Origin of the sequence: Paraburkholderia caffeinitolerans (assembly GCF_902859945.1) — a bacterium.
Classification (GTDB): domain Bacteria; phylum Pseudomonadota; class Gammaproteobacteria; order Burkholderiales; family Burkholderiaceae; genus Paraburkholderia; species Paraburkholderia caffeinitolerans.
Genome location: NZ_CADIKL010000037.1, coordinates 20798 through 46499, shown reverse-complemented (window position 1 = coordinate 46499; position 25702 = coordinate 20798). Strand labels below are relative to the sequence as shown.

Annotated in this window: 24 protein-coding genes and 1 pseudogene; 11 read left to right on the top strand and 14 right to left on the bottom strand. The window is 63.3% G+C overall.

The window, feature by feature from the left end:
* Positions 1-196: 196 nt before the first annotated feature.
* The 3 genes from HV773_RS27875 to aroQ form a co-directional block, all read right to left on the bottom strand.
* Positions 197-1564 (bottom strand): MFS transporter, encoded by a 1368-nt coding sequence (locus HV773_RS27875; RefSeq protein WP_175197385.1) that lies wholly within the window; start codon positions 1562-1564, stop codon positions 197-199.
* 95 nt (positions 1565-1659) lie between these two features.
* Complete coding sequence (locus tag HV773_RS27870; RefSeq protein WP_175197384.1) at positions 1660-2547, bottom strand: shikimate dehydrogenase; 888 nt, start codon at positions 2545-2547, stop codon at positions 1660-1662.
* Positions 2544-3008: a type II 3-dehydroquinate dehydratase gene (gene aroQ, locus HV773_RS27865; RefSeq protein WP_175197383.1), complete on the bottom strand. Its 465-nt coding sequence runs from the start codon at positions 3006-3008 to the stop codon at positions 2544-2546. Before aroQ ends, HV773_RS27870 begins: the two co-directional genes overlap by 4 nt.
* 316 nt (positions 3009-3324) lie before the next feature.
* Between aroQ and HV773_RS27860 the strand changes: the two genes are divergently transcribed.
* Together HV773_RS27860 and HV773_RS27855 are read left to right on the top strand one after the other, a co-directional pair.
* Entirely contained in the window at positions 3325-5244 is a 1920-nt protein-coding gene (locus HV773_RS27860) for a bifunctional sugar phosphate isomerase/epimerase/4-hydroxyphenylpyruvate dioxygenase family protein (RefSeq protein ID WP_175197415.1), read from the top strand.
* Between the two features lie 377 nt (positions 5245-5621).
* The gene (locus HV773_RS27855) at positions 5622-7226 is read left to right on the top strand and encodes an inorganic phosphate transporter (protein WP_175197382.1); all 1605 of its coding nucleotides are present in this window, start codon (positions 5622-5624) and stop codon (positions 7224-7226) included.
* 25 nt (positions 7227-7251) lie between these two features.
* On the opposite strand, the gene HV773_RS27850 is transcribed toward HV773_RS27855, so the two are convergent.
* The 3 genes from HV773_RS27850 to HV773_RS27840 all read right to left on the bottom strand — a co-directional run bounded on the left by HV773_RS27850 (position 7252) and on the right by HV773_RS27840 (position 11686).
* Positions 7252-8460: a J domain-containing protein gene (locus tag HV773_RS27850; RefSeq protein WP_175197381.1), complete on the bottom strand. Its 1209-nt coding sequence runs from the start codon at positions 8458-8460 to the stop codon at positions 7252-7254.
* 126 nt (positions 8461-8586) lie between these two features.
* Entirely contained in the window at positions 8587-10398 is a 1812-nt protein-coding gene (locus HV773_RS27845) for a cobaltochelatase CobT-related protein (RefSeq protein ID WP_175197380.1), read from the bottom strand.
* 16 nt (positions 10399-10414) lie between these two features.
* On the bottom strand, positions 10415-11686 hold the full coding sequence (locus tag HV773_RS27840; protein WP_175197379.1) for an AAA family ATPase: 1272 nt from the start codon (positions 11684-11686) through the stop codon (positions 10415-10417).
* A gap of 239 nt (positions 11687-11925) precedes the next feature.
* On the opposite strand from HV773_RS27840, the gene HV773_RS27835 reads away from it, so the two are divergent.
* The 4 genes and pseudogenes from HV773_RS27835 to HV773_RS27825 all read left to right on the top strand — a co-directional run bounded on the left by HV773_RS27835 (position 11926) and on the right by HV773_RS27825 (position 15703).
* Positions 11926-13026: a porin gene (locus HV773_RS27835; protein WP_175197378.1), complete on the top strand. Its 1101-nt coding sequence runs from the start codon at positions 11926-11928 to the stop codon at positions 13024-13026.
* Between the two features lie 129 nt (positions 13027-13155).
* Positions 13156-15015: a dihydroxy-acid dehydratase gene (gene ilvD, locus HV773_RS27830; protein WP_175197377.1), complete on the top strand. Its 1860-nt coding sequence runs from the start codon at positions 13156-13158 to the stop codon at positions 15013-15015.
* A 110-nt stretch (positions 15016-15125) separates the two neighbouring features.
* Positions 15126-15230, top strand: a pseudogene (locus HV773_RS37025) (AraC family transcriptional regulator); the annotation flags it as partial.
* Between the two features lie 47 nt (positions 15231-15277).
* Positions 15278-15703: a cupin domain-containing protein gene (locus tag HV773_RS27825; RefSeq protein ID WP_175197376.1), complete on the top strand. Its 426-nt coding sequence runs from the start codon at positions 15278-15280 to the stop codon at positions 15701-15703.
* Positions 15704-15734: 31 nt separating this feature from the next.
* On the opposite strand, the gene HV773_RS27820 is transcribed toward HV773_RS27825, so the two are convergent.
* From HV773_RS27820 to leuC, 3 genes are all read right to left on the bottom strand, one after another.
* Positions 15735-17057: a 2-hydroxycarboxylate transporter family protein gene (locus HV773_RS27820; protein WP_175197375.1), complete on the bottom strand. Its 1323-nt coding sequence runs from the start codon at positions 17055-17057 to the stop codon at positions 15735-15737.
* 84 nt (positions 17058-17141) lie between these two features.
* Positions 17142-17786 carry a 3-isopropylmalate dehydratase small subunit gene (gene leuD / locus HV773_RS27815; protein ID WP_175197374.1) on the bottom strand — a complete coding sequence of 215 codons (645 nt, stop codon included), beginning with the start codon at positions 17784-17786 and terminating at the stop codon, positions 17142-17144.
* Entirely contained in the window at positions 17779-19191 is a 1413-nt protein-coding gene (gene leuC, locus HV773_RS27810; RefSeq protein ID WP_175197373.1) for a 3-isopropylmalate dehydratase large subunit, read from the bottom strand. Before leuC ends, leuD begins: the two co-directional genes overlap by 8 nt.
* Positions 19192-19302: 111 nt before the next feature.
* Here leuC and HV773_RS27805 point away from each other — a divergent pair, with 111 nt between their 5' ends.
* Together HV773_RS27805 and HV773_RS27800 are read left to right on the top strand one after the other, a co-directional pair.
* Positions 19303-20208 carry a LysR family transcriptional regulator gene (locus tag HV773_RS27805; RefSeq protein WP_175197372.1) on the top strand — a complete coding sequence of 302 codons (906 nt, stop codon included), beginning with the start codon at positions 19303-19305 and terminating at the stop codon, positions 20206-20208.
* Between the two features lie 158 nt (positions 20209-20366).
* Positions 20367-20768, top strand: coding sequence for a hypothetical protein (locus HV773_RS27800; protein ID WP_175197371.1), 402 nt, complete (start codon positions 20367-20369; stop codon positions 20766-20768).
* A 25-nt stretch (positions 20769-20793) separates the two neighbouring features.
* Here the strand turns inward: HV773_RS27800 and HV773_RS27795 are convergent, their stop codons facing one another.
* The gene (locus tag HV773_RS27795) at positions 20794-21201 is read right to left on the bottom strand and encodes a (R)-mandelonitrile lyase (protein WP_175197370.1); all 408 of its coding nucleotides are present in this window, start codon (positions 21199-21201) and stop codon (positions 20794-20796) included.
* A 9-nt stretch (positions 21202-21210) separates the two neighbouring features.
* On the bottom strand, positions 21211-21543 hold the full coding sequence (locus HV773_RS27790) for a carboxymuconolactone decarboxylase family protein (protein WP_175197369.1): 333 nt from the start codon (positions 21541-21543) through the stop codon (positions 21211-21213).
* Between the two features lie 110 nt (positions 21544-21653).
* Between HV773_RS27790 and HV773_RS27785 the strand changes: the two genes are divergently transcribed.
* Positions 21654-22562: a LysR family transcriptional regulator gene (locus HV773_RS27785; RefSeq protein ID WP_175197368.1), complete on the top strand. Its 909-nt coding sequence runs from the start codon at positions 21654-21656 to the stop codon at positions 22560-22562.
* A 91-nt stretch (positions 22563-22653) separates the two neighbouring features.
* On the opposite strand, the gene HV773_RS27780 is transcribed toward HV773_RS27785, so the two are convergent.
* Together HV773_RS27780 and HV773_RS27775 are read right to left on the bottom strand one after the other, a co-directional pair.
* Complete coding sequence (locus tag HV773_RS27780; RefSeq protein WP_175197367.1) at positions 22654-23052, bottom strand: VOC family protein; 399 nt, start codon at positions 23050-23052, stop codon at positions 22654-22656.
* The gene (locus HV773_RS27775; RefSeq protein WP_175197366.1) at positions 23049-23387 is read right to left on the bottom strand and encodes a cupin domain-containing protein; all 339 of its coding nucleotides are present in this window, start codon (positions 23385-23387) and stop codon (positions 23049-23051) included. Before HV773_RS27775 ends, HV773_RS27780 begins: the two co-directional genes overlap by 4 nt.
* 244 nt (positions 23388-23631) lie before the next feature.
* Here HV773_RS27775 and HV773_RS27770 point away from each other — a divergent pair, with 244 nt between their 5' ends.
* Positions 23632-24327, top strand: a complete 696-nt coding sequence (locus HV773_RS27770; protein ID WP_175197365.1) for an alpha/beta hydrolase — start codon at positions 23632-23634, stop codon at positions 24325-24327.
* Between the two features lie 345 nt (positions 24328-24672).
* On the opposite strand, the gene HV773_RS27765 is transcribed toward HV773_RS27770, so the two are convergent.
* The gene (locus HV773_RS27765) at positions 24673-24984 is read right to left on the bottom strand and encodes a cupin domain-containing protein (protein WP_175197364.1); all 312 of its coding nucleotides are present in this window, start codon (positions 24982-24984) and stop codon (positions 24673-24675) included.
* Between the two features lie 131 nt (positions 24985-25115).
* On the opposite strand from HV773_RS27765, the gene HV773_RS27760 reads away from it, so the two are divergent.
* Positions 25116-25592, top strand: a complete 477-nt coding sequence (locus HV773_RS27760) for a VOC family protein (RefSeq protein WP_175197414.1) — start codon at positions 25116-25118, stop codon at positions 25590-25592.
* The last annotated feature ends 110 nt before the right edge of the window (positions 25593-25702 follow it).

Here is a 25702-nt window from a genome sequence, read left to right as displayed (position 1 = left end):
GCGAGTGGGAAGGAATGCGGCCGATTCTAGCATGGGGTCCGGCGCGTACCGGCCGGTCTGGCCGCGCTGGGTGGGCCTTCAGCGCACCTTCACTGGACCTTCAGTGCGTCTTCTCGCGGGCCGTCTAGTGAGCCTCCCGATGAGCCCGGCGACGCGCCCCGGCGCGGGTCGCCGGAGCGCCAGGCACGCGCGCTTTTTACAGCTCGATGCGCTTGATATCGCCCACCACGAAGATGTACGACGCGGCGCCCAACAGTGCGATCGCGCCGATGAACGCTAGCGCCCACACGAACGAGCCCGTCGCGCCCACGATCAGCCCGACCACGATCGGCGTGACGATGCCGGCGAGGTTGGCCGCCAGGTTGAAGATGCCGCCCGTGAGGCCGAGCATGCCAGCCGGCGCGATATCGGAAACGAGCGTCCAGCCGAGCGCGGCCATGCCCTGCGCAAAGAACGCCACCGAGAGAATCACGATCACCGTCACGTTGCTCTGCACGAAGTTCGCGAGAATGATGCACGACGCGAGCAGCAGACCGGCGATGATCGGCAGCTTGCGCGCCACGTTGGCCGAGAAGCCCCGGCGCAGCATCCAGTCTGAGAACGTGCCGCCGAACATCACGCCGACCGAAGCGGCAATGAACGGCATGATCGCGAAGAAGCCGATCTTGAGCCAGCCCATGTGGCGCTCGGTGGCGAGGTAGGTCGGGAACCACGTGAGGAAGAACACGAGCGTGGAGTTGCCTGCGAATTGCCCGAGGCAGATGCCCGCGAGCTGGCGGCGGCGCAGCAACTGGCCGGCCATGCGCCAGTCGAAACCCTTCTTGCCGGCTTTCTGGTCCCCTTTCTCGCCTTCGGCGGGTTTTGCGTCGTGCTTCGCGAGGCCGCCGCCCGCCTCGATATAGTCGAGCTCCGCGCGGTTCGCGCCCGGATGGTCGTGCGGCTCGCGGTAAAACGCCCACCAGACCAGCCCGAACACAATGCCCACGCCGCCCACCACATAGAACAGCGAGCGCCAGCCGTACGCGCCCATCAGCGCGAACAGGAACGGGCTGAAGAACGCGAGGCCGATGTACTCGCCCACCGTATAGGTTCCGGTCGCGAACGCGCGCTCGTGCTGCGGAAACCAGGTCGCCACCACACGGCTATTGGTGGGGAAGCACGGCGACTCCGCCACGCCGAGCCCCAGCCGGCACGCGAGGAGCGCGCCCACGCTGCCCACGAAGCCCTGCACGAGCGTGCACAGCGACCAGAACGTCATGGCGAGGTAATAGGTGAGCTTGCTGCCGAAGCGGTCGAGAAACACGCCGCCCGGAATCTGCGCAACCACATAGCTCCACGAGAACGCCGAAAAAAGCAGTCCCATGAGCGCCGCGTTGATGCCCAGCTCCTTCGTGAGCTGCGGGGCCGCGATGCCGAGCACCGTGCGGTCCAGATAGTTGATCATGGTGCCCACGGCCAGCAGGCCGAGGATGCGGTAACGCGCCTTCGAGCGCCGCAACGCGCCTTCTGCGGGCGCTGCGGCAAGGGTAGGCGCGTCGCGCCCCGTCGATACGGGTGGTGCCATGTCTCTCTCCTGACTGACGTTCTATATACGTGTGCGCCGATGTGATGCTCGAGCGGCGGATAAGGGGCTATTCGATGGGCTATTCAACGAGCCATTTATTGGCCGGCGTCCTGTGCAAGCATCGACTGCAAATGCGCGTACATGCGCTCGGCGTCCGGCTCGTGGCCAGTGAAGAGCCGGAACGCGTCCACGGCCTGGTAGACCGCCATCCCGCCGCCGCTCAAAACGCGGCAGCCGCGCGCCTCGGCCGCTTCGAGCAGCGCCGTGCGAATCGGGAAATAGACAATGTCGGCCACCCAAAGGCGCGCATGCAGATACTCGGCCGGCAGCGGCAAGCCGGGCAGCTTCGCCATACCGGTGGGCGTGGCGTGAATGAGGCCCGTGGCGGCAGCCAGCGTATGCTGCAAATCGCCATCGCTGCCCGCGCTCACGCGCGCCGTGGGAAAGCGCGCCTGCAATTCGCCGGCAAGCGCCTGAGCGCGCGTGGCGTCCACGTCGAACAGCGTGAGCGCGCGCGCGCCCATCTGCAGTGCGGCATGCGCGACCGCCGCGCCCGCCCCGCCCGCTCCCAGTTGCACGACCGATTCGAGCGAGACGTCGGGCAGCCCGCGCTCGAACGCGCTCGCGAAGCCCGACCAGTCGGTGTTATGGCCGATGCGTTTGCCGTCGCGGAACAGCACGGTGTTCACGGCGCCCAGCGCGCGCGCATCGTCGGAGAGTTCGTCGAGCAAGGGAATCACGGCCTGCTTGCACGGATAGGTGATGTTCAGGCCGTCGAAGCCCATGCGCTGTGCCGCGAGCAGGAGCTCGGGCAGCGCGTCGACCGTGAGGCCGAGTGCATCGAGATCGATGCGGCGGTACACCGTATTGAAGCCGAGCTCGCGCCCTTCCTTTTCATGCATTGCGGGCGTAAGCGATCCGCCGATGCCCTTGCCGATCAGCCCGCAGAGAAACGAGCGCGGCTTGTTCGAGTGCTCACTCATTTCGCCACCTTGTTCACCTTCGCTGCCAGCAGCGTGGCCATGCGTTCGAGCGCGAGCACATAGCCCTGGGTGCCGCAACCGACGATGATCGCCTCGGCAATCGGCGACACGAATGAATGGTGCCGGAACGCCTCGCGCTTATGGACGTTGGAGATATGGACCTCGATCACCGGCTTGTCGATAGCGGAAAGCGCATCGGCAATCGCGACCGACGTGTGCGTATAGGCGGCGGGATTGATGACGACGCCGTCGATGCGCGTGCGCGCCTCGTGCAGCCAGTCGATCAACTGATGCTCGGCGTTCGACTGGCGGAAATCGACTTCGATATGGAGCCGCTCGGCGGCTTCGCGGCACAGGCGCGCCACGTCATCGAGCGTTTCGGACCCATATATCGCGGGTTCCCGCGTTCCCAGCAGATTGAGATTCGGTCCGTTCAGGACCAGTACCGACGGCAATAGCATCAGGCGCTCCAGAATACACAACGACAACTCGAAAACGGCTTTACAACAGCGCGGCTGGCGAGGCATTCGCAGGCTCATTTGCTCTGCACCGCGACAAATACGCTCACCCCACGCATGGCCGCCAGTGTGCCCCGCTCAAGCGTGCGGGTCACCCTGGGGTTTTCGAGAATTTGTACTAACTAGTTAGTTTTATTATCCTTGCAACACTCCGGCGGCGCTTGCGTGTTCCAGCTTGTCCGCACCGCCGACCTGCAGGTTCACTTCGTTGCCGCGCCACGCCATGTCCAAGCCGACTCAAACTTCCGCCCTCGCCCCGCTGTGCCGCTCGATCGCGACCGTTTCGATCAGCGGCACGCTCGCCGAAAAGCTCGCCGCCATCAGCGCCGCGGGTTTCACGGGCGTGGAGATCTTCGAAAACGATCTGCTCTATTTCGAAGGCTCGCCCGCCGATGTGCGCCGCATGGCCGCCGACCTCGGGCTCGCGATCGTGCTGTATCAGCCGTTTCGCGACTTCGAGGGCGTGAGCGCCGAGCGGCTCGCGCGCAACCTGGAACGCGTGAAGCGCAAGTTCGACGTGATGCACGAACTGGGCACGGAGCGGCTGCTGGTGTGCAGCAACGTCTCGCCCGACGCGATCGGCGACGACGCGCTCGCCATCGATCAGCTTGGCCAGCTCGCGCAGGCCGCCGCCCAGGCTGGCGTGGTGACCTGCTACGAAGCACTCGCCTGGGGCCGCCACGTGCGCACGTATCGCCATGCATGGCAGCTCGTGAACGCCGTGAATCATCCGAACCTCACGCTTGCGCTCGACAGCTTCCACACGCTCTCGCTCGACGACACGCCCGATGCCATCGCAACGATTCCGGGCGAGCGCATCGGCTTCGTGCAGATCGCCGACGCGCCGAAAATGAACATGGACGTGCTCGAATGGAGCCGCCATTACCGCTGCTTTCCTGGCCAGGGGGATTTCGCGCTCGCGAACTTCACGGCGCAGGTGGTGAAGAGCGGTTACACGGGCCCGCTTTCACTGGAGATCTTCAACGACGGCTTTCGTGGCGCGCCACCCGCGGCGACGGCGGCGGACGGCCATCGCTCGTTGCTGCTACTCGAAGAACTCACGCGCGAAGCACTGGACAACGCGGACAAAGCCGCGCCGCTCTACCACCCGAGCGCGCCGCCGGCGCATGCGGGATGGCAATTTCTCGAATTCGCGGTGGACGACGCCGCGCGTCAGCGCGTGGCCGACTGGCTCGAAAGACTCCATTTCCGCCGCGCGGGGCAGCATCGCTCTAAGGACGTGACGCTCTATCGGCATGGCTCGGCGGCCATCGTGCTGAACGCCGAACCCGATTCGTTCGCCGATGCGTTTTTCCAGCGTCACGGGCTTTCGCTGTGCGCCTCCGCACTGCGCGTGGACGACGCGCGCATCGCGCTCGAACGCGCGGCAGGCTTTGGCTATCAACCGTTTTCGGGCCGCGTCGGCCCCAACGAGCGCGTAGTGCCGGCCGTGCAAGCGCCGGATGGAAGTCTTAACTATTTCGTTAACGAGCAGCCGGGCCAACCGACGCTCTTCGAAGCCGACTTCATTCTCACCGATGTGGACGGTCCCACCGAGGTCGGTCCCATCATCGGCATCGATCACGTGAGCCTTTCGCTGCCGGCCGGTTCGTTCGATGCGTGGGTGCTGTTCCTGAAAGCGGTGTTCGGCCTGCAGGCGAGCGCTGCAGTCCTGCTGCCCGATCCGTATGGCCTCGTGCGCAGCCGTGCGCTGTTCAGCGCGGACCGTGGCCTGCGCATGGTGCTCAACGCCTCGGTCGACCCGCACACCGCCACCGCCGAAACCGTGCGCGCCTATCACGGCACCGGCCTGAACCACCTGGCGTTCAGCACCGCCGACATCTTCCGCGCGGTGACGGAGTTCGAAGCGGCTGGCGTGCCGCTGCTGCGCGTGCCGGCCAACTACTACGACGATCTGGACGCGCGTCACGCACTGCGTGCCGAATTCCTCGAAGCGCTGCGCCAGCACAACCTCCTGTACGACCGCGACGAGCAAGGCGGCGAGTTTCTGCACGCCTATACCGAAACGCTCGATCAACGCTTCTTCCTGGAACTGGTGGAGCGGCGCGGCGGCTATGACGGCTACGGCGCGCCGAACGCCGCAGTGCGCCTCGCCGCACAAGCCCGCCAGCGATCGCGGGCGGCGAGTCCGGGCGACACATCGGCAATAGATCAGTAATCCCAATCAAATCGCTGATACTCCGCAATGAAGAAACCCGGCTTCGAGCCGGGCTTTTCTGTGACTGCGGACCCGGCGCAGGCGCCAGCGCCGACGCAAGTCCATCTCCACGCTTATCAACACGCGTCAATACGACGCAATTTCCCGCGCACCCGCGTCACACGGGCGTCTGTGCACTGCAGCAACGCGCAACGGCGTCATTCCGGCTCCGGTGATCGAATCATTATGAGACACTGGCGCGTCTCGATCGAGCCGCCCCGGTTCTGGCGCGTTCGACGCGTCCACCGCCATCGGCGCCATCGGTTTTCGGCGTCATCGCACATCGGCTTTTTACGGCTGCACGCGAGGCGCCTGAGCCCAACCATCAGCGCACATTCATGCCGGACGTTCCCCTATCCCAGCCGCGCCCGCCGCGCGCCATGCAGCCGCGCAGCCGCGGCCTTGCCGCCGCGCTCTTTTTCCTCATCATCGCGGCCGGCGCGGTTTATGTTATCGATCATCTCGTCGTCGACCTGAGCGCGGTGCAAGGCAGTTCCGCACTGCCGTTCGTCCTGCTCGGCCTCGCGCTCCTCATCGCACTCGGCTTCGAGTTCGTGAATGGTTTTCACGACACCGCCAACGCCGTCGCCACGGTCATCTACACCCATTCGCTCGAACCGCATACCGCCGTGATCTGGTCCGGCGCGTGGAATTTTCTCGGCGTGCTCGTATCGAGCGGCGCGGTCGCGTTCGGCATCCTGCAACTGCTGCCCGTGGAATTGATCCTCCAGGTGGGCAGCCACTCGGGCTTTGCGATGGTGTTCGCACTCCTGATCGCGGCCATTCTCTGGAATCTCGGCACCTGGTATTTCGGGCTGCCTTCGTCGAGTTCGCATGCGCTGGTAGGTTCGATCATCGGCGTGGGCATCATGAACCAGTGGATCAGCGGCCCCTCGGGCACGTCCGGGGTCGACTGGACCCAGGCACTGGGCGTTGGCAAGGCGCTGCTGTTTTCGCCCGTGGTGGGCTTCGTGCTCTCCGCGCTCGTGCTGCTCGCATTGAAGTTTCTCGTGCGCGCGCCGCGCCTTTATCGCGAGCCACAACCGAACGAACGGCCGCCGCTCTGGATCCGCGCGCTGCTGATTCTCACCTGCACGGGCGTCTCGTTCGCGCACGGCTCCAACGACGGCCAGAAAGGCATGGGCCTCATCATGCTGATCCTGATTGGCGTGGTGCCCACCGCGTACGCGCTCAACAAGGCTGTCACGCCCGAGCAGACCGTGACCTTCGTGGCCGCCGCGCGCGCGACTTCGGCCACGCTCGCGCGCTACGTACCTGAGGAGTCGCTCCAGGCGCTGCCCAAGAATCCGCGTGCGGAAGTCGAAGCCTACGTGAGCACGCACCATCTGCGCCCCGCCACGCTGCCCGCGCTGCGCGCGCTCACCGACACCATCGGCGACCAGGCGAGCAGTTCCGGCTCGATGGCACAGGTGCCGCAAGCGATGGTCGATAACGTACGCAACAACATGTATGTCGCTTCCGAGGCCATCCGGTTGATGGAGAAAGCGCACGCGCCCGCCTTCTCGGCCGCCGACGCCGCCACACTGGACGGCTTCCGCAAGCAGATGGACCACGCCACCAAGTTCATTCCCACATGGGTCAAGGTGGCGGTGGCCATCGCACTCGGGCTGGGGACGATGGTGGGCTGGAAACGCGTGGTGGTGACCGTGGGCGAGAAGATCGGCAAGCAGCATCTGACCTACGGGCAAGGCGCGTCCGCCGAGGCCGTGGCCATGCTCACCATCGGCATGGCAGACGCTTACGGCCTGCCTGTTTCGACCACGCACGTGCTCGCTTCCGGCGTCGCCGGCACGATGGCCGCCAATGGTTCGGGCCTGCAATGGGGAACCGTGCGCAACCTCGCGCTCGCGTGGTTGCTCACGCTGCCCGCGTCGATTGCGCTTTCGGCGCTGCTATATTGGGTGTTCCGTCAATTCTTCTGAACAAAGCGCGCTATACGCAGAACGCTTATAGCCGCGCCGCGAGATCCATCTCGATCCGTCTGCGCAAATCGCGCACGACTCTCGCCGCCGGCAAAAGCCACCACGCGGGCGCCTGCACGCCGAAGCCCCACGCAATGCGCGTCTCGCCCGCGCTCGCGGCCCGCGCGTGACACAAGAAGGTCACGGCCTGGCGCGCTTCGCCCCCGCTTTGGCCCTCGCGCGCCGTGGAATAGCGCAGGACCGCGCGCAACTCGAAACCCGTATCGCCCGGCAACTGCTTGACGGTTTCGATGTGCCATTCGGCGCCATGCCGGCCCGTGCCGCGCAGCGCGGCGTTCACGCGCAGCCACGTTTCATGCGCGGGCAGCGGCATGCCATGCTCGCGCCCCGCGCGATCGGCACGATAGAAAGTGCGCTGCGCCCACGCAAAACCGCTTACCAGCACCACGCCCACTGCAATCAGCAGCCCTTGCAGCGTTTCGCCGAGCCAGCGCCATGAACCGGCCGCGTCGAATACGCTGAAGACGATCTTGTGCGCCACCACGAAAACGACGATGCACATCACGACGAGGCCGCTCAACGTCATGAGCCAGCCGCGCGCGGGGTCGTCGAAACGCGAGTAGAAGAAGTCGCGCACGGGGTGCCGTTCGGGCAGCGCGAGATCCGTGCCCTGATGGTTCCCGTTGCCCCTGTTGCCCCTGTTACCCCCGTCGCCATTAGCGGACTTGGCTGAACCGGCTGCCTGCGCCTGCTTGCGGCGCTCGGCGGCGCTCGCGCGCTCGTGCGTGGCTTCCTCGCGCAGGCGCATGAGTTCGCCGATCAGGCGTTCGCGCTCGGTCTGCATGCGCGCGAATTCGGCAAGGCCGCGCAGCTTCGCGCTTTGCAGCGAGTCGAGTTCGCCACGCAGACGCTCGCGATTCAACTGGAGTTCGCGCACCTGTTCGCGCACGCGGGCCACTTGCGCATCGCTCTGGGCCACGCGGCTCGCGGGCGCCTCCTCGTGCACGGACCAGTACGCCTCCAGCACCTCGCGCGCTTCCTTGATCCTCTTGAACTGCTCGGAGGCCCAGTGCAGCGACGCGGGGCTCGGATGCCGCCATTTGTCGGGGTGAAAGATCTGCGCAAGCTGCCGGTAGTTGTGCTTGATATCGGCCGCGCTGGCGCCGGGCTCGAGATCGAGCCGGTAATACAGGCGGTCGTAGTCTTCTCGGTTCCGTGGGTCGGAGGCGGGCATGACCGGGGTGTCGATTCCGTGGAATGTTTTAGTCGTCGGGCAGCGTGGCCACGCTGCGTTGGTGGCGGCGTTATCGGAAAAGGTATAACACGCCGGCGCGCGCGGCAAGAATCGCAGTGGCCGAAATCAAACCCGGCGCGAGCGCCGCGTCAGCATCCGGCTCAGCGTCGCGAACGCCACGGCAGGCAGTTCGTGCAGCTTGTGCACGACCACGGCATGCGGATAGAACGCCTCGACGGCGTCGTCCTGAATGCCGATGCCGACAAGTTCGATGCCCTGCTCCCCCAGCTCGGCCACGCGCGCATGCAAGTCGCTGCGCAAGACCGCGGGGTCGCCGTCGCTCGTTGAGGGGTAGCCGTCCGAGAGCACGAAAAGCAGGCGCCGCCGCGCCTTGCGCTCGGCAAGCCGCGCGGCGGCCCACGCGAGCGCCTCGCCGTCGGGGTTCTCGTGGCCGCATTCGATGGCCGCCAGACCGCTCGCATCATGTGAATTGCGTGCGTCGAAACGCTTGAAAACCCGCAGATCGAGCCGCTCGACGAAGCGGTTGTAGCCGCTCAGGTCCGCGCCCGCCGCGCGTGCGCGCTCGTATTGCACGCGCATTTCGGGCGACTCGATCGAGCTGTAACCGAGCACTTCGCAATCGAAACCGAGCTGCATGAGCGCATCGGCCAGTGCGGCCGCGCACAGCCGCGCGAGTTCGATCTTGCGCCCCGCCATCGACCCGCTGAGGTCGAGCAGCAGCGTCACCGCCGCGTCGCGGCCGCTCGCGTGCGTGGCCACGCGAAACGGCGTGCGATAGCCGCGCGAAACAGCAAGTCGCGCGAGCGCCGCGCGGTCGATCTCGCCGCGCTCCTGCTCGCGTTTCCAGTGCGTAAGTTCGTCGGCTTTCAGCGCGCGTTCGAGCTGGGTCTTTAGCGCGCCCGTCTCCGCGCGCGCCAGCGCCCGCAGCTTGCGCCACGCCGTGGCGTCGCCGCTGCCGGTGAGGTCGGTCACGACGTCGAACGCCGCGGTGAGCGGGAGTGAGCGGACTGGCTTCGCGCGCGAAGCATCGCCGGAAGACACGCGCGGCGGCACGGCATCGGCCTCGGAAAGCGTGGCGCCGGGCGCCGAAGCAGCATCGCCGAGCGCCTCGCTTGCGGCTTCCAGTGCCGGCGCACCTGGATAGCGCGTTGCCCCGGCGGCGGCGGCATCGTCTGGCAGCGAGGCGAGATCGATGTCGTCGTGCGCGCCGAAGTCGTCGAGTTCGCGCGCGAGCGTTGCCTCGTCGAGTGTTTCGAGCGGACGCGCCGTCTGCATCATATTGTTCGCACCGCGCGACGCCAGCGAACGCACAGCCGCGACGATGGCCTGCGCGGCCCGCACGCTCTCGCCAGTCGAGCGGCTCGCGCGTGCCGCTGCGAGCGGCCCCTCGGGGTCGTCCAATACGCGCAACGCGGCCGCCAGCGAAGCCGCGTCTTGCTCGCGCGCGCCAGGCGCCTCCTCCCACAGCGCACGCTCGATGGTCCACACGAGCCGCTCTCGCCAGGCGAGCGCGCCCCAGCGCCGCGATGCATCGCGCGCAAGCTGCACGCGCAAGCGTTCGACATAACGGCGCACGCCCGGATAAGCCATTGCGAGCCGGGCAAGCACGCGCCGGTCCTCGACGGCCTGCGCAATGCGCCCCGTCACCCCTGCCTGGGCGGTGTCGAGCCGGGGCTGCGCGCTATGCCGCCAGCGCGCCGCGAGCAGGTCAAGGTAGCCGGTCAGCAAGTCTTCATCGGCTTCGGTGAGGTCGGTGGAATCGGTGGATTCGGCCGCATGCGAAGGCAACACGAAGCGCCCGCGCTCCACGCGCGGCCCGCCCGCGCCAATCGACACGGCAAGGCGCGGCTCGCCCGTCAACACGCGCGCAAGCTTGCCGAGACGCGCTTCCAGATCGTCGTGCCGTGCGCTATCCATGATGAGCGGCCCGCCTCTAGCTCGCGTCCGGAGCGGCGTCGAAGATCGCGTGATGGCGGATGATGCTGCGAATGAGCGCCGCGTCCTCGGCGCTCACTTTCGCGTAGATCGACGGGCCGGCGGCGCGCTCCGCGTCGCCGGTGCGCAGCATCAGCTCGGCCCAGTCGATCAGGCGTCGCGTGGAGAACGTGCTCGCGAGGTCCTCGCGCGCGAACGCGGCACGGCAGTCAGCGGCGATGGTAGCGAGTGTCGGCGCGAGCGCGGGCGGGAGTTGCGGCAAGGTTCGCCGCAATACTTCGGTTTCCTCATCTTTCGACAAGTAGTCGAACAGGTACACACGCCAGCGGTCGAGAAAGGCCTCGTTGAGCAGATTCGCGCCTTGATACAAGTGCCGATACGCGCTCATCGCGCCCGCCGCATTCGCCGTGGCGAAGAGGCGAAACTCGGGATGGGGTATCACGATCTCATTGCCGCGCTCCTTGAGCAGCAGCCTGCCGTTCGGTTCGAGCACGGCGGTCAGCACCGCAAGGATGGACGGCTCGGCAAAATCGAGTTCGTCGATGATCAGCCAGTAGCCCTCGCGCATCGCAATGGGCAGCACGCCGTCCACCCATACCGTCTCGCCGCCCTTCACGGTCCAAAAGCCCACGAAGTCGCCGATGGTGGTCTGGCCGTTCATGTTCGCGCGCAGCACGCCGTGGCCCGTGCGCGCGGCCACCTGCTCGATGAAACTGGTCTTGCCAGAGCCCGTGTGGCCGATCAGCATCACGCGCCGGTTTTCGACGATGTCCATGGCGATGTCGTCGGTGCGCGCCGTGAAAAGGTACGCGTTATTGATGCGCGGAACCAGCGCTTGCGAAGCCGGCGAGCCCTCTTGTGCGACAGGCATATCGACGGTGCCGATGCGCACGGTCGCGCCCACAGGCCGCACTTCACTGCCGGCTTCATCGCCCACTTCGCGCGCCGCCCGCACCGAAGCCGCCACGCGCCGCAGTTCTACACCGAACCGGCTGCCTACCTCGGCGGCCCGTGCTTCGTCCTCGCGGCCCGCGTCGGACACGAAGCCCTCGCGACGCCACTTCAGGAGCTTCGCTTCAAGGTTATCGAGGTCGACCACCGTATCGATATCGACCTCGCCGGTGGCAGCGTCGCCATGGCCGTGCTCGATGCGAAACATATTGGCGCGCTCGGAGAGGGAGACGCGCCACCATTCGCGCGCATCACCCGAACCGCGCATGTAGACGCCCTCGGGGCCGTCGTCGTGAACTGCGAGAGGGGAAGCGTTCATCGGAAAAGGGGCGCGGACCCGACCAAGGGTAGGAACTGCCCATCTTACCCGCCGGCGGCACACGGCCGCCGGCGGACGGCTGGCAGCATCCGGCGTCAACCATTGTTGCAGCACTGCGACACACCGACAAATTTGTTGCGGAAATGTGAACGATTCGCAATATTATCGCCCCTTTCGCGCGCGGGCCTGTCCCCACGCCCCCGTGCGACGCAGGCCAAACGACTAAAAACAGGGAACACATGAAGAAGACCACCGCAGCGCTCGGCGCCGCCCTGCTCGCGATTTCAGCCCAATCGGCTTTCGCACAAAACTCGGTCACGCTGTACGGCATCGTCGACACCAGCGTGCGCTACCTGACCAACGCCAACGCCCATAACGACAGCCAGGTGCAAATGGGCGTCGGCCCGATCACCGGCAGCCGCTGGGGCTTGAAAGGCTCCGAAGACCTGGGCGGCGGCCTTTCGACGGTGTTCCGCCTCGAAAGCGGCTTCAACCTCTGGAACGGCCAGATGGCCGGCAGCCAGAACCAGCTGTTCAACCGGATGGCGTACGTCGGCCTGCAGAGCAACCAGTATGGCGCGCTCACGTTCGGCCGCCAGAACACGCCGCTGTTCGACCAGCTCGGCAATCTGTACGACCCGCTGACCGTCGGCAACTTCGACCAGGACGGCTGGCTGCCGGGCGCGCTCGGCTACGGCCTGCGCCAGAACAGCTCGGTCAAGTACGACGGCCATTTCGGCGGCCTCGAACTCGAAGGCATGTACAGCTTCGGCGGCGTGCCGGGCAGCACCGGCGCGAACAACATGTACGGCTTCACCGCCGCATACGCTTACGGCCCGGCCTCGTTCGACGTCGGCTACCAGCAGAACAGCGACCAGTACAACAACAAGTACCGCGTGGTCAACGTGAGCGGCGTCTACCAGATCGGCCCGGTCAAGGCGATGGCCGGCTGGCTGTGGGGTCAGGACAACACCGGTATCGTCGACCTGTACATGGCCTCGGCCAATTCGCCGGCGGCCAGCTTCGCGGCGCCCGTGACGAAGACCAACCGCATCGACAACGCCCTCTACGCCGGCGCCGTGTGGCAGATCACCTCGCCGCTGACGCTCACGGCCGCTTACTACTACGACCACGCCAGCAACGCACTGAACGCGGACGGCGCGACCCTGAGCACCGGCATTCGCTACACGGCCGTCGTGCTGGCCGAATACGCGCTCTCCAAGCGCACGCAGATTTACGGCACGGTCGACTACGCGCACGGCTCGGGCGCGGCAACGGCCGACTTCCCCAGCCGCAACAACCAGACCGGTGTGGCAGCCGGCATGCGCCACATCTTCTGACCAGGGGCGGGTGTGGGATAATCAACGTTTGCCCAGAGTGCAGCTCAAGAGGTTGTTCGCACGGGCTCAGGGGGCCTTTAATCCCGCGGCCCGCTACCTTTTTGCAAAAATCACTCTCGAGCAACCACGATGCCCGTATACCGTTCCAAGACCTCCACCGCCGGCCGCAACATGGCCGGCGCGCGCTCCCTGTGGCGCGCCACCGGCATGAAAGACGACGACTTTTCCAAGCCGATCATCGCGGTGGTCAACTCGTTCACCCAGTTCGTGCCGGGCCATGTGCACCTGAAAGACCTCGGCCAGCTCGTTGCGCGCGAAATCGAGGCCGCGGGCGGCGTGGCCAAGGAATTCAACACCATCGCGGTGGACGACGGCATCGCCATGGGCCACGACGGCATGCTGTATTCGCTGCCGAGCCGCGAAATCATCGCGGACTCCGTGGAATACATGGTCAACGCGCACTGCGCCGACGCCATGGTGTGCATCTCCAACTGCGACAAGATCACCCCGGGCATGCTGATGGCCGCCATGCGCCTGAACATCCCCGTGATCTTCGTCTCGGGTGGCCCGATGGAAGCCGGCAAGACGCGTCTGGCCAACCCCGTCACCAAAGCCATCGAAGTCAAGAAGCTCGACCTGATCGACGCCATGGTGATCGCGGCGGACAGCAAGTACTCCGACGCCGAAGTGGCCGAAGTCGAACGCTCGGCCTGCCCGACCTGCGGCTCGTGCTCGGGCATGTTCACGGCCAACTCCATGAACTGCCTGACCGAAGCGCTGGGCCTCTCGCTGCCCGGCAACGGCACCGTGGTGGCCACGCACGCCGACCGCGAACAGCTGTTCAAGCGCGCCGGCCACCGCATCGTCGAACTCGCGCGCCAGTACTACGAGCAGGAAGACGAACGCGTGCTGCCGCGCTCGGTGGGCTTCAAGGCGTTCGAGAACGCCATGACGCTGGACATCGCCATGGGCGGCTCAACCAACACCATCCTCCACTTGCTGGCCATTGCGCAGGAAGCGGGCATCGACTTCGGCATGGCCGACATCGACCGCCTCTCGCGCGTCGTGCCGCAGCTGTGCAAGGTGGCGCCCAACACCAACAAGTACCACATCGAAGACGTGCACCGCGCGGGCGGCATCATGGCGATCCTGGGCGAGCTGGAGCGCGCGGGCAAGCTGCACACCGATGTGCCAACCGTGCACGCGCCCTCGCTCAAGCATGCGCTGGACCAATGGGACATCGTTCGCACTGAGGACGACGCAGTCAAGACGTTCTACATGGCCGGTCCCGCTGGCGTGCCGACGCAAGTTGCCTTCAGCCAGAACACGCGCTGGCCGAGCCTCGACTCGGACCGCGCCGAAGGCTGCATCCGCTCGTATGAGCATGCGTTCTCGAAGGAAGGCGGCCTCGCGGTGCTCACGGGCAATATCGCGCTCGACGGCTGCGTAGTGAAAACGGCAGGCGTGGACGACAGCATTCTCGTGTTCGAAGGCACGGCGCACGTGACCGAATCGCAGGACGAAGCCGTTGAGAACATCCTCGCCGACAAGGTCAAGGCCGGCGACGTGGTGATCGTGCGTTACGAAGGCCCCAAGGGCGGCCCGGGCATGCAGGAAATGCTTTACCCGACGAGCTATATCAAGTCGAAGGGCCTGGGCAAGGCTTGCGCGCTGTTGACCGATGGCCGCTTCTCGGGCGGCACCTCGGGGCTGTCGATCGGCCACTGCTCGCCTGAAGCGGCAGCGGGCGGCGCGATCGGCCTCGTGCGCGATGGCGACAAGATCCGCATCGACATTCCGAATCGCACGATCAACGTGCTCGTGTCGGACGAGGAACTCGCACGCCGTCGCGAAGAGCAAAACGCCAAGGGATGGAAGCCGGTGAAAGCGCGTCCGCGCAAGGTGTCGGCGGCGCTCAAGGCTTATGCCAAGCTCGTGATGTCGGCGGATAAGGGTGCAGTGCGGGATCTTTCGCTGCTCGAGGATTGAAGTCGGATTGGCGCCGGGGTGCTTTGACCCGACGCCTTCCTTCTGATCGAAAGCCGCTCTTTGGAGCGGCTTTTTTGTTATAGGGCGCTGTTCATGCGCGGCGGCAAGTGCGGCTGCACGACTATCTGCATGCGAACTTCACGCGCGTGGTCACGCTAGACGAAGTGGAAATCTCAACGGGCCGAGATCGCTGGAGCCTCTCGCACGATTTCCGCAGGTTGAGTATTCTGTGCCATACATCCACCCCTGCATGGAGAGAACAATGTCTGCATCCACGCCTTCCCAAACTGCGCCCGCCGCGCGCGGCCAATGCGAAGCAATCGACCTGGTTAGCAAAATCGCCCTGATCGACGGCCACTGGCAACCGCGTGTGGTCGCGGAAATGAACGATTACCAATTCAAGGTCGTCAAGCTCGAGGGCGAATTCGTCTGGCACCAACACAGCGATACCGATGAAACCTTTATCGTGCTGGACGGCGAATTGCGCATCGAATTTCGCGGCGGCCCACAGGGCAAAGGTTCGATCCTGCTGCGCGCCGGTCAAATGGCGGTCGTGCCGAAAGGCGTCGAGCACAAACCCTGCGCGCTGGGCGAAGTAAAAGTGCTTCTGATCGAGCCGCGCGGCGTTGTGAATACCGGGGAGAACGCCGCCAGCGAGCGCACGGTTGCGAACGATCAGTGGGTTTGAAGCGAAGCGCCTGACACCGGGTGGCAATCTTTCACGATAGCCACTTCATCATCAAGGTTGCGAACACAACCATCCCGGCGCCACCGATTCGAGTCGAGATCTGTGCGAAGGGCATCAACCCCATGCGATTCGCGGAAGAAAGGATAGCAACGTCACCGGTTCCGCCCAAGCCGCTATGACAGGCGGTAACAATCGCCGATTCGACCGGATACAACTTGAGCCAAGCCCCGACAAAGAAACCCGAGACGATCATGGCAAGCACCGTTACCGTGCAGATGACAAAGTAGGCTGGCGAGAATGCCCCAATCAGCTTGTCCCAGGAAACAAACAACGCTCCCAAGCCGACGAGGATTGCGAAAGTCAGGTTCGTCGACATGAACTTGTACATCTGATAAGCGCCAACTTCCATCGACTCCGGGATTCCCCGGCATACCTTGAGGACGGCGGCCGCAATGATCATCAGGACCGGGCCTGGAATTCCGGTAATCGGCGCCAGCAGGCTACCCAGGATGAAAAGCGTGCAGCCAAGCAGCAAGCCAAAGCCCATGAGCCGCAAATCCAGCGCCGACTCCGCCTTTTGCGCCTTGAGAAGTTCCTGATCCTCGCCGGTTTTGACCAGCATGCCATCGCCGCTGAAGCGGCGATGCTTCTCGCCAAACCGTTTAAGCAAACCGCTGCCAAGGATTGCAACAACGTTGCCGATCAGCGCGGCGGGCACCATCATTGCAATAAGATGCCCCTGCGCGGTCCCGGTGATCTCCGAATACCCGATCGAGAGCGGCAGGATGCCCTCGCCAATGCCGCCGCCGAGAATCGGCATGACGATGTAGAAAAAGACGTGCTTTGCGTCGTACCCGAAAGCGATGCCAGCCACCATGCCAGCGCCGATTGCCGCAACGGTTCCCACCAGCAACGGTATGAACATCTTCAGGAATCCTTGAATAAGGATCTTGCGATTCATCCCAAGGATGCTTCCGGCAACCAGACAGGCGATATACAAGTACTGCAAGTTTGCCGTCTTCATGGTCGTGGTGATCGCCTTGAGCATGGCGTCGTCCATCACCTGATAGCCGAGCAATGCAGAAGGAACGAAGAGGCAAAGGATAGCCGGTCCGCCAATGTGCTTGAAGAGCGGAATTCTGCCGCCGATTTCGCCAAGCAGAAGGCCGCACAGCATCAGCACCGCGAAGCCGCCGATCATGTCGTTCGGCAGCCGCTTGGTTAGCGCTGCGAGGACGGTCACCAGCGCTAGCGCCGCAAACATCACAATGGGCATCCCGCCAATTGTGGTGAACCTGATTTTTGCGAGAGTCCCGGTTGGTACGCCAGCGGTGCGTACGGAAGAGCTTTCCATCAATGTCTCCTGATTTGAATGTGAGCTGTTTCATGGGCGCACCATGCGGAATTCGCCCATGAAGAAGGACGCTTCGCGCGCCTCTTATCTCGCTGCGCGTTGCTGCTTCGGAAGATCGATCGTCATCCACGGGTGCTCCGCGTGATGACGCGACTCGAACTGGTCGATCAGCGCGCCTTCGCTGAGCGTCATGCCGATCATGTCGAGACCCTCGATTAACATGCGCTTTTGTCTTGCGGGCAAATCGAACGGATATTGCGAACCGTTCGCCGCCACGACCATTTGATTCTCAAGATCGATGATCAGCGCGCTCGTCTCCGGCTGGCCGACCAAGGCAGTCAATTGGCCGACAGCCTCCGCGTCCAGCATGATTAGCAACAGCCGATTGTTAAGCGAATTGAAGTAGAAGATCTCTCCAAAACTCGGCGCAATGACCGCGTCGAATCCCGCTTGTTGCAAACCCCAAACCGCGTGCTCGCGACTCGAGCCACAGCCGAAATTCGCGCCCGCCACGAGAATGCGCGCATGCTGATATTCGGGCTTGTTGAGCACGAACGCTTGACGCGGAAGGCCGCTTGCAGCGTCAATGCGCAAGTCGTGCAACACCCCTTTCGCAAGACCCGATTTATCGATTCCCAGCAGAAACTGCTTGGGCATGATCTGGTCGGTGTCCAGATTGTCGAGCGGCAGCGGCGCGGCAACGCCGCTAATGATGGAATGCTTAAACATGCGCGAACTCCTTGCGTACATCGACAATGTGTCCTGCGAGCGCAGCAGCAGCAGCCATCGCCGGGCTCATGAGATGCGTGCGCGCGCCACGGCCCTGGCGGCCTTCGAAGTTTCGGTTGGTGGTCGAGGCACAGCGTTGCCCCGGCTTCAGAATGTCGTCGTTCATGGCGAGGCACATCGAACAACCGGGCTGCCGCCATTCGAAACCTGCGTCGATGAGCGTTTTTGCAATGCCCTCTATTTCGGCCTGCTCGCGAACACGCCCCGAACCCGGCACGACCATTGCACGAACCGACGGCGCGACTTTGCGTCCCCGCACGACATCGGCAACCGCACGCAGATCTTCAATACGCGCGTTCGTGCAGGAGCCGATAAATACGTGATCGATGGCAAGGCCGTCGACAGCCTGCCCCGCCTGCAGCCCCATGTAGTTAAGCGCTTTCGACGCGTTGAGGCTTTCACCGGGACCTTCCGGCAAACGCGGAATATTGGCGGTCACTGGAATCGCCTGGTCGGGGCTGGTACCCCATGTCACGAACGGCGCGACATCGGTTGCGTCGAAACGGTGTGTGACGTCGAAGGCTGCGTCCGCATCCGACTTGGACTCGGGCCATTGCTTCGCTGCTGCTTGCACGTCAGCGTCGCTCAGCCCTTTCATACGCTCGGCCACGTAACGAACCGTAGTCGCGTCGGGTGCGATGAGCGCGCCCCGAGCGCCCGCCTCGACCGTCATGTTGCACAAGGTCATGCGGGCTTCAGCCGAGAGCGCTTCGATGCCTTGCCCGGCGTACTCGACAACGAAACCTCGCGCGCCTTGCGCACCAATCTTCGAGATGATGTACAACACCAGGTCTTTGGACGTGGTACCCATTGGCAATGTGCCGTCGACCACGATCCGCATATCGCGGGCCACGCGATAAATCAGCGTTTGCGTGGCAAGCACATGTTCGACTTCCGACGTCCCGATGCCGAACCCGAGCGCGCCCAACGCTCCATACGTAGTCGTATGGCTGTCTCCGCACAGCACGACCATCCCAGGACGGATGAGCCCGATCTCGGGTGCAACCACGTGCTCGATGCCTTGCTCACGATCCTTCACATCGAACAAGTGAATGCCGTGCTTCTTGCAGTTGTGGGTGAAGTTGGCGGCCTGATGCGCCGCAGCGTCGATCAATATCGTGCGCTTGTCCACGGAAACGGGATGCGTCGGAATCACGTGATCGACGACACCCATCTGCTTTTCCGGGCAGCGTACCGGCAAGTTCTTTTCGGCAAGCCCGGCGAATGCCTGCGGACTCGTGTACTCGTTCATGATGTGCAGGTCGGCGTAAAGCGCAACGTGCTGCGCATCGACCCGGAACACCGTGTGGCTATCCACAATCTTTTGATAAAGCGTCTTTCCCATCGTTTCTCCACTCTCCTGACCGCCCTTGCCGGACGTTTCGGGTAGTGTAATTCGGTGGGTGGCGCGCTAAAATCGATGCTGGCTTAACCTATTATTAAATTAAACTTTAAAATGGATCCGATTGCGGACCTCGATTTCTTTGCACGGCTGGTGACGCAGGGCAGCCTGTCTGCGCTGGCGCGCGAGCTGGGCGTGACGCCGCCGGCAGTGAGCGCGCGGCTCAGCCAGATTGAGCGGCGTCTCGGCGTCAAGCTCCTGAACCGAACCACGCGGCGGCTCGCGATGACGCACGAAGGCGAGGTCTACCTCACAACAGGATCGCGGTTGCTGGAGCAGGTTCAGGAACTCGAGAGGATAGTTTCTAGCAGTCGGGACTACCCGCAAGGACTGCTGAAGGTGAACGCGACGTTCGGCTTCGGCCGCCGCCATATCGTTCCCGCGCTATCCGAGTTTCGGCATCGTTACCCCGAGGTCGAGATCCAGCTGGAACTCACCGACCGTCCGATGAATCTCGCGGAAACGGCATACGACGTGGGCATCCGGTTTGGCGAGCTTCCCGATCAACGGGTGGTGGGCAAGCGACTTGCGTTGAACCGGCGCTTCGTCTGCGCATCCCCGGACTACCTGAACAAGCATGGTCTACCGAAAGCACCCGGCGACCTTCGCAACCACGCTTGCATCGTGTTGCGCGAAAACGATACCGCTTACGGAACCTGGCACTTCACGAAAGGAAAGCGGCACGAACTCGTCAAGGTGCATGGCGTCATGAGCAGCAACGACGGTGAGGCGACCTTGCGTTGGGCGATTGACGGTCACGGCGTGCTGGTTCGTTCGGAGTGGGACGTGCGGACCGCCATCGCGCGGGGTTTGCTGGTCCAGGTCCTCTCGGACTGGTCGCTGCCGGCCGCCGATATTTACGCCACCTATCCCGAGCGGCTTAACTTGTCAGCAAAGGTACGGCTGTTCGTTGAATTTCTCGGCGAATATCTGAATCGCCCTGTGGCGCTCGATGGGTAATCAAATGAGAACACGACGCCGGCGACTGTTTCGCCATGCAGGTGGACCGTCCGATCGGCTTTAACAATCGAACCACCCGATACAGACCTTGAAACTCAAGAGTACGCTGGCGAAACGTCTAGCGGAGTCGATAACGGGATCGCGACGGGGAATACATCATGTCAGGAGAATGGAAGCGCCGCGCCCGGCTGTTCGTCCAGCGTTTCTGGCAGCCCACCAGCGCGTGCATGACCTGCATGCCGGGTAGCTGGGGCAATGTCACGAGTCTCGCCCACTGGACGATTGCCCTCCATACCGGACTGCTCACCGGAATTCTGGCCGTACTGCTAACTTTCACGCCGGCGGCAAAACTCTATGCGCATCGATACGGCAATGCACTCATCGTCGGCTGCCTGACCACGCTGGGCGACGCCTACTCGCACAAGAGCCACTACCGTATTCCCGTCGTCGAGCACATCATGACGGGGATCCTCTCAGGACTGCTCGCACTGATCGCCTCATATCTCCTTGAAGATCGCGCGCGGCGCATTCGTGCGGTTTGGGCTCGGTTTGTCGGATAGTTGTCCGCCAGCCCGGATACCGCAATCACTGCGGCGGCCCGGCGAGGTATTGCTCGTCCGTCACGGGCTCCAGCCACTCGACGTTCTTGCCGTCCAGCGCCTCCTGGATTGCGATATGTGTCATGGAGGTCGTTGGCGACGCACCGTGCCAATGCTTGTGGCCTGGCGGACACCAGATCACATCGCCCGCGCGGATTGCGACGATGGCTTCGCCTTCGCACTGCGTCCAGCCGCAGCCGGCCGTCACGAGCAAGGTTTGTCCAAGCGGATGCGTGTGCCAGTTCGATCTTGCGCCGGGTTCGAACGTCACGCTTGCGCATGACACCCGGGCAGGCGCTGGCGGAGCGTTCAGCGGGTCGATACGCACGGTGCCGGTAAACCATTCGGCGGGACCTTTAATCGACGGCTGTGAACCGGGTCTCTTCAGTTCCATCTCGCCTCCTCAGTTGTCAGTCTTCGCGACCGGGAAAAGCTCCTTGAGCTTCGACACGGTCGACATGGCATTGGGCCAGCCCGCGTAGAACGCGAGATGGGTGGTCAGTTCAATGAGCTCATCGCGCGTGACGCCGTTCTCGATGGCGCGTGGAACATGGAAGTTCATCTGCTCGGTCTTGCCAAGTGCAATGAGCGCTGCGCAAGTCACCAGGCTGCGATCGCGCTTCGACAACTGGGGACGCTCCCAGACGTCGCCGAATAGCACTTCATCGCTGAGCTCGGCCAGCTTGGGCGCCAGATCGCCGAACGACTGGCGCGCGGCGGTGGGTTTGGTGGACATCGTGCCTCTCCTTGATTCAGCATCGTCAATGTGTCCATGCCATTCTGGAGTTGGCCGGCGCGACCGACTAGACGCTAGAATGAACTAAGACCTATGAGCGAGATTCATCAATGCTGCGTGAGAACGTCACTGACCTGCTGGCCTTCATCGCGGTCGCCCAAGAAGGCAGCTTTACACGCGCCGCAGCGAAACTCGGGGTAACGCAAAGCGCGCTAAGCCATACGCTGCGTGGGCTGGAAGCACGAATGGGCGTCCGGCTTCTCAGCCGCACCACGCGTAGTGTGGCGCCGACCGCCGCCGGCGAGCGCCTGTTGAAAACGGTTGCGCCGCGGCTGGAGGAGATCGAAAACGAACTCGCTGCGGTGGTCGAAACACGCGAGAAACCCGCTGGCACCATCCGCATAACGGCCACCGACTACGCAATCGATTCGATTCTCTGGCCGCGTTTGTCAAAAGTCCTTCCGGACTATCCGGACATCAAGATCGAAATCGTGGTGGACTATGGCCTTTCCGACATCGTCGCGGATCGGTTCGATATTGGCGTGCGCTGGGGCAATCAGGTCGCGAAGGACATGATCGCGGTTCGCATCGGCCCCGATGCGCGTCTGGCGATTGTCGCTTCACCGGCGTACGTCAAAATGCATCCGGCGCCGAGGCAACCGAAGGACCTGCTTCACCACAACTGCATTACGCTGAGATTGCCGACGCGCGGTGGCCTGTACGCGTGGGAACTGAGAAAGGGCAAGAAGGAAATTCAGGTGCGCGTGGACGGGCAATGCACGTTCAATGGCACGTATCAGATGCTGAACGCCGCAATCGACGGCGCCGGGCTCGCGTTCGTGCCGGAGGACCTCGCACAGCCTCATGTCGCAGCCGGACGGCTCGTGTACGTGCTTGAAGACTGGTTCCCGACCTTCCCGGGGCCTCATATCTTCTATCCGGCTCGCCGCGAATTCTCGAGAGCTCTCGCGGTGGTAGTTGAAGCGCTGCGCATGGACGCTAGCCCTGCTGGCGAATGACAGGGCTACCTCCGGCCTCGAGATGAGTAAGTCCGATTGAGTGATCTGGCTTCATGGCGCCATCGCTGCGGCATTGAAGATCTCGCTACACCTACCGTGGCTCGGGATCGTGACAGCAAACGCCAATCTTGTTTCCTTCCGGATCCCGGAAATACGCCCCGTAATAATCGGGGTGGTAGTGAGTTCTCAAACCCGGTGCGCCCTCGCACGAACCCTCGTTTGCCAGCGCGCTAGCGTACGCGTTGTCGACTGATCGACGATCGGGCGCGAGCAGCGCCACCATTTGGCCATTCCCGCGTTCTGCCGCGTTCCCGTCGTACGGCCTGCCAACAATGAAGAGCGGCCGGGGCATTCCCTCGGCCATCCAGCCCGCCCAAGGTTGATCGAACTCGCAGAACTTCAGTTTATGCCCGAGTTCGGTCATAACGGCCGAATAGAATTTGAAGGCACGGTCAAAGTCGTTAACGCCGACAAAAACATGCGAAATCATGTCGTATTTCCTCTGGGCGGTTGGTGACGTTTTGAATTGCACACGTTAGCGGAATTTTCGGCAAGGAATCCTCCGGATTGCTCCAGGAGTTCGATCCGGTGCGATCGTGCAGTCGTCACGGCCACCACTTCGCCCGGAACCAACATTGCACCGGGCTTTCGTCCATCGACGTGACGTCGGCAGGCGCCTTCCTGGACAACATGAATGTACACGCCGGATAAACCCGCTTCGTCTAAACAGAGCGGCTTGCGCCTGCCGATAGTCGTCGCCCCGATCACGCGCCCCTGCATGACCGTGCGCGCATAGATTTCAGAGAACACATCAATCGAATGCATGCCGGTTGCCCCCCAGGAATATCCTCGCCTGACACCTTTCATTGGCGTTTCAGCATAATTTTTGGCGTTATGGTCATGGCTTTTCCATGTTCATCACCCAATAATTTCGTCTGTCGACGCAGGCTTGTCCAGATGCATGTCGACCACGGGAGCACTCCGTCGCGCGTCGTCCCAACTCAGCACCGGACTAACGCTGGACACCTTTCATCGGTGGAAATTGGCAACTAGCCAAAGGAGCAACCACATGAGTACCAAACCCGCAATTCTGCTTGTCCACGGCTTTTGGGGCGGCGCTGCACACTGGAGTAAGGTCATTGTCGAGTTGGCGCGCAAGGGCTATCCGGCGCTGCACGCCGTTGAACTGCCGCTGACGTCGCTTGCCGACGACGCCGAGCGAACGCGAAAAATGATTGCCCAGATCCAGGGGCCGGTGCTCCTCGTCGGACACTCCTATGGAGGGGCGGTCATCACCGAAGCTGGCAATGCCGCCAATGTAGTGGGGCTGGTATACATTGCAGCCTTTGCTCCTGACGCCGGCGAGAGCCCTGGCGAAATCACCCAGCGGCATTTGCCGGTGGCCGCCCCCAACCTCGCACCAGACAGCGATGGCTATCTGTGGATCAAGGCCGACAAATACCACGAAAGCTTCTGCCAGGACTTGAGCGATGACGAAGCGCTTGTCATGGCCGTTACGCAAAAGGCCCCGCTCGCGAGTACCTTCGGCAACACCATCACTTCGCCCGCCTGGAAGAACAAGCCGTCGTGGTATCAGATTTCCAGCGAGGATCGAATGATCGCGCCGGCGAATCAAGTGCAGATGTCTGGCCGGCTCGGCGCACGCAAGGTCATTACCCTTGCAGCAAGTCATGCTTCGCTGGCTTCGAAAGCTGCCAACGTTGCAGACCTGATCGACGAAGCGGCAAGCGATACTGCTGCTTGACTCCGTCGGAACTATATAGGTGTACTAGCCGACATCTGGGCGCCGGGCATATTCGCGCGCAGATGTCGGCCGCAAGCAAACGCCCGCATGCCCCAAGCCTCCCCGCCCCCTCTCACCGATGCCCTGGGCCTTCCCCGCGCCCTCGCCCGCCACTCCCCCCCGAGGCCACCCCATCGAGCCGCACTCGCACACATGGGCGCAGGTGCTCTATGCCGTCTCCGGCATCATGTGGGTCGAGGCGGGCCGAGAAGCGCTCGTGGCGCCACCGCAGCGCGCGGTCTGGTGCCGCCGGGCACGCCTCACACCCTCCCTATGATGAGCGCCGTCGAGATGCGCAACCTCTATCTACACACTGCCCTCGGTTTCAACCACGAGAATGCGCGCCTCGCCAATCGGATGCGCAACATGCTCGGTCCCAACGGAAGCGTAAAAAATATCGCCGGTTTCCAGGATCGCCGATTGCTCGACACCCGCTTCGCGGTAGCGCATTTCGACCTGGCCATCGAGTACGACAAAGACCTCTTCGCCGTCGTTGACGTGCCATCGATAGGGTTCATTCGTCCAGTGCAGCCTTGTAGTAATTCCGCGCATATTGGCAATATCGAGCGCGCCCCAAGGGCGTGCAGCAGTAAAGTTCCTGCTACGAATGATTTTCATGATGAACCGGCTGGCCGATGCCAATGCAAAATGGGCTTCGAGGGTATCACGCCGATCGATGGCAACATGCGTTACTGTCGTTACTTTCGGCCGGCCCGCACATGGGTGCCGACATCAACAGGAGATGCACGATGGCGATTCAAAAAATCACGCCTTTTCTCTGGTATTCCGCTGCGCAGGTCGAAGAAGCCGCGGCCTTTTACACAAACATCTTCCCGGATTCGCGCATCGTTAAGGTCACGCCGATTACGAGCGCCGGCGACACCAAAGTCGTTGACTTCGAGCTCTTCGGCCAGCCGTTTATTGCCATGGGCTCCGGGCAGCCCGAGGCGTTCAACCTCTCGATCTCCCTTATGGTCGACTGCGCCGATCAGGCCGAGGTCGACCGTTACTGGAACGCGCTGCAAGAAGGCGGCGGCGCGCCGCTCGAGTGCGGCTGGCTGAAAGACCGCTTCGGCATTGCATGGCAAATCGTTCCCGACGATCTCATGCGCATGATGGCCGATTCCGATCCGATCAAGGCCGCTCGCGTGGCCCAAGCCATGATGTCGATGGTGAAGTTCGATGTCGCGGCACTGAGAGCGGCCTATGCCGGAACGGCGGGCTGACCCGCAGCGCGTGGCCACTCGCGATTGATCAGGAAACCCATCAGAAAACCCAAGCGGTTGGATTCCGCCGCCACGACACCCCTCCACGCTCTGCGCGATCGAAACCGAAC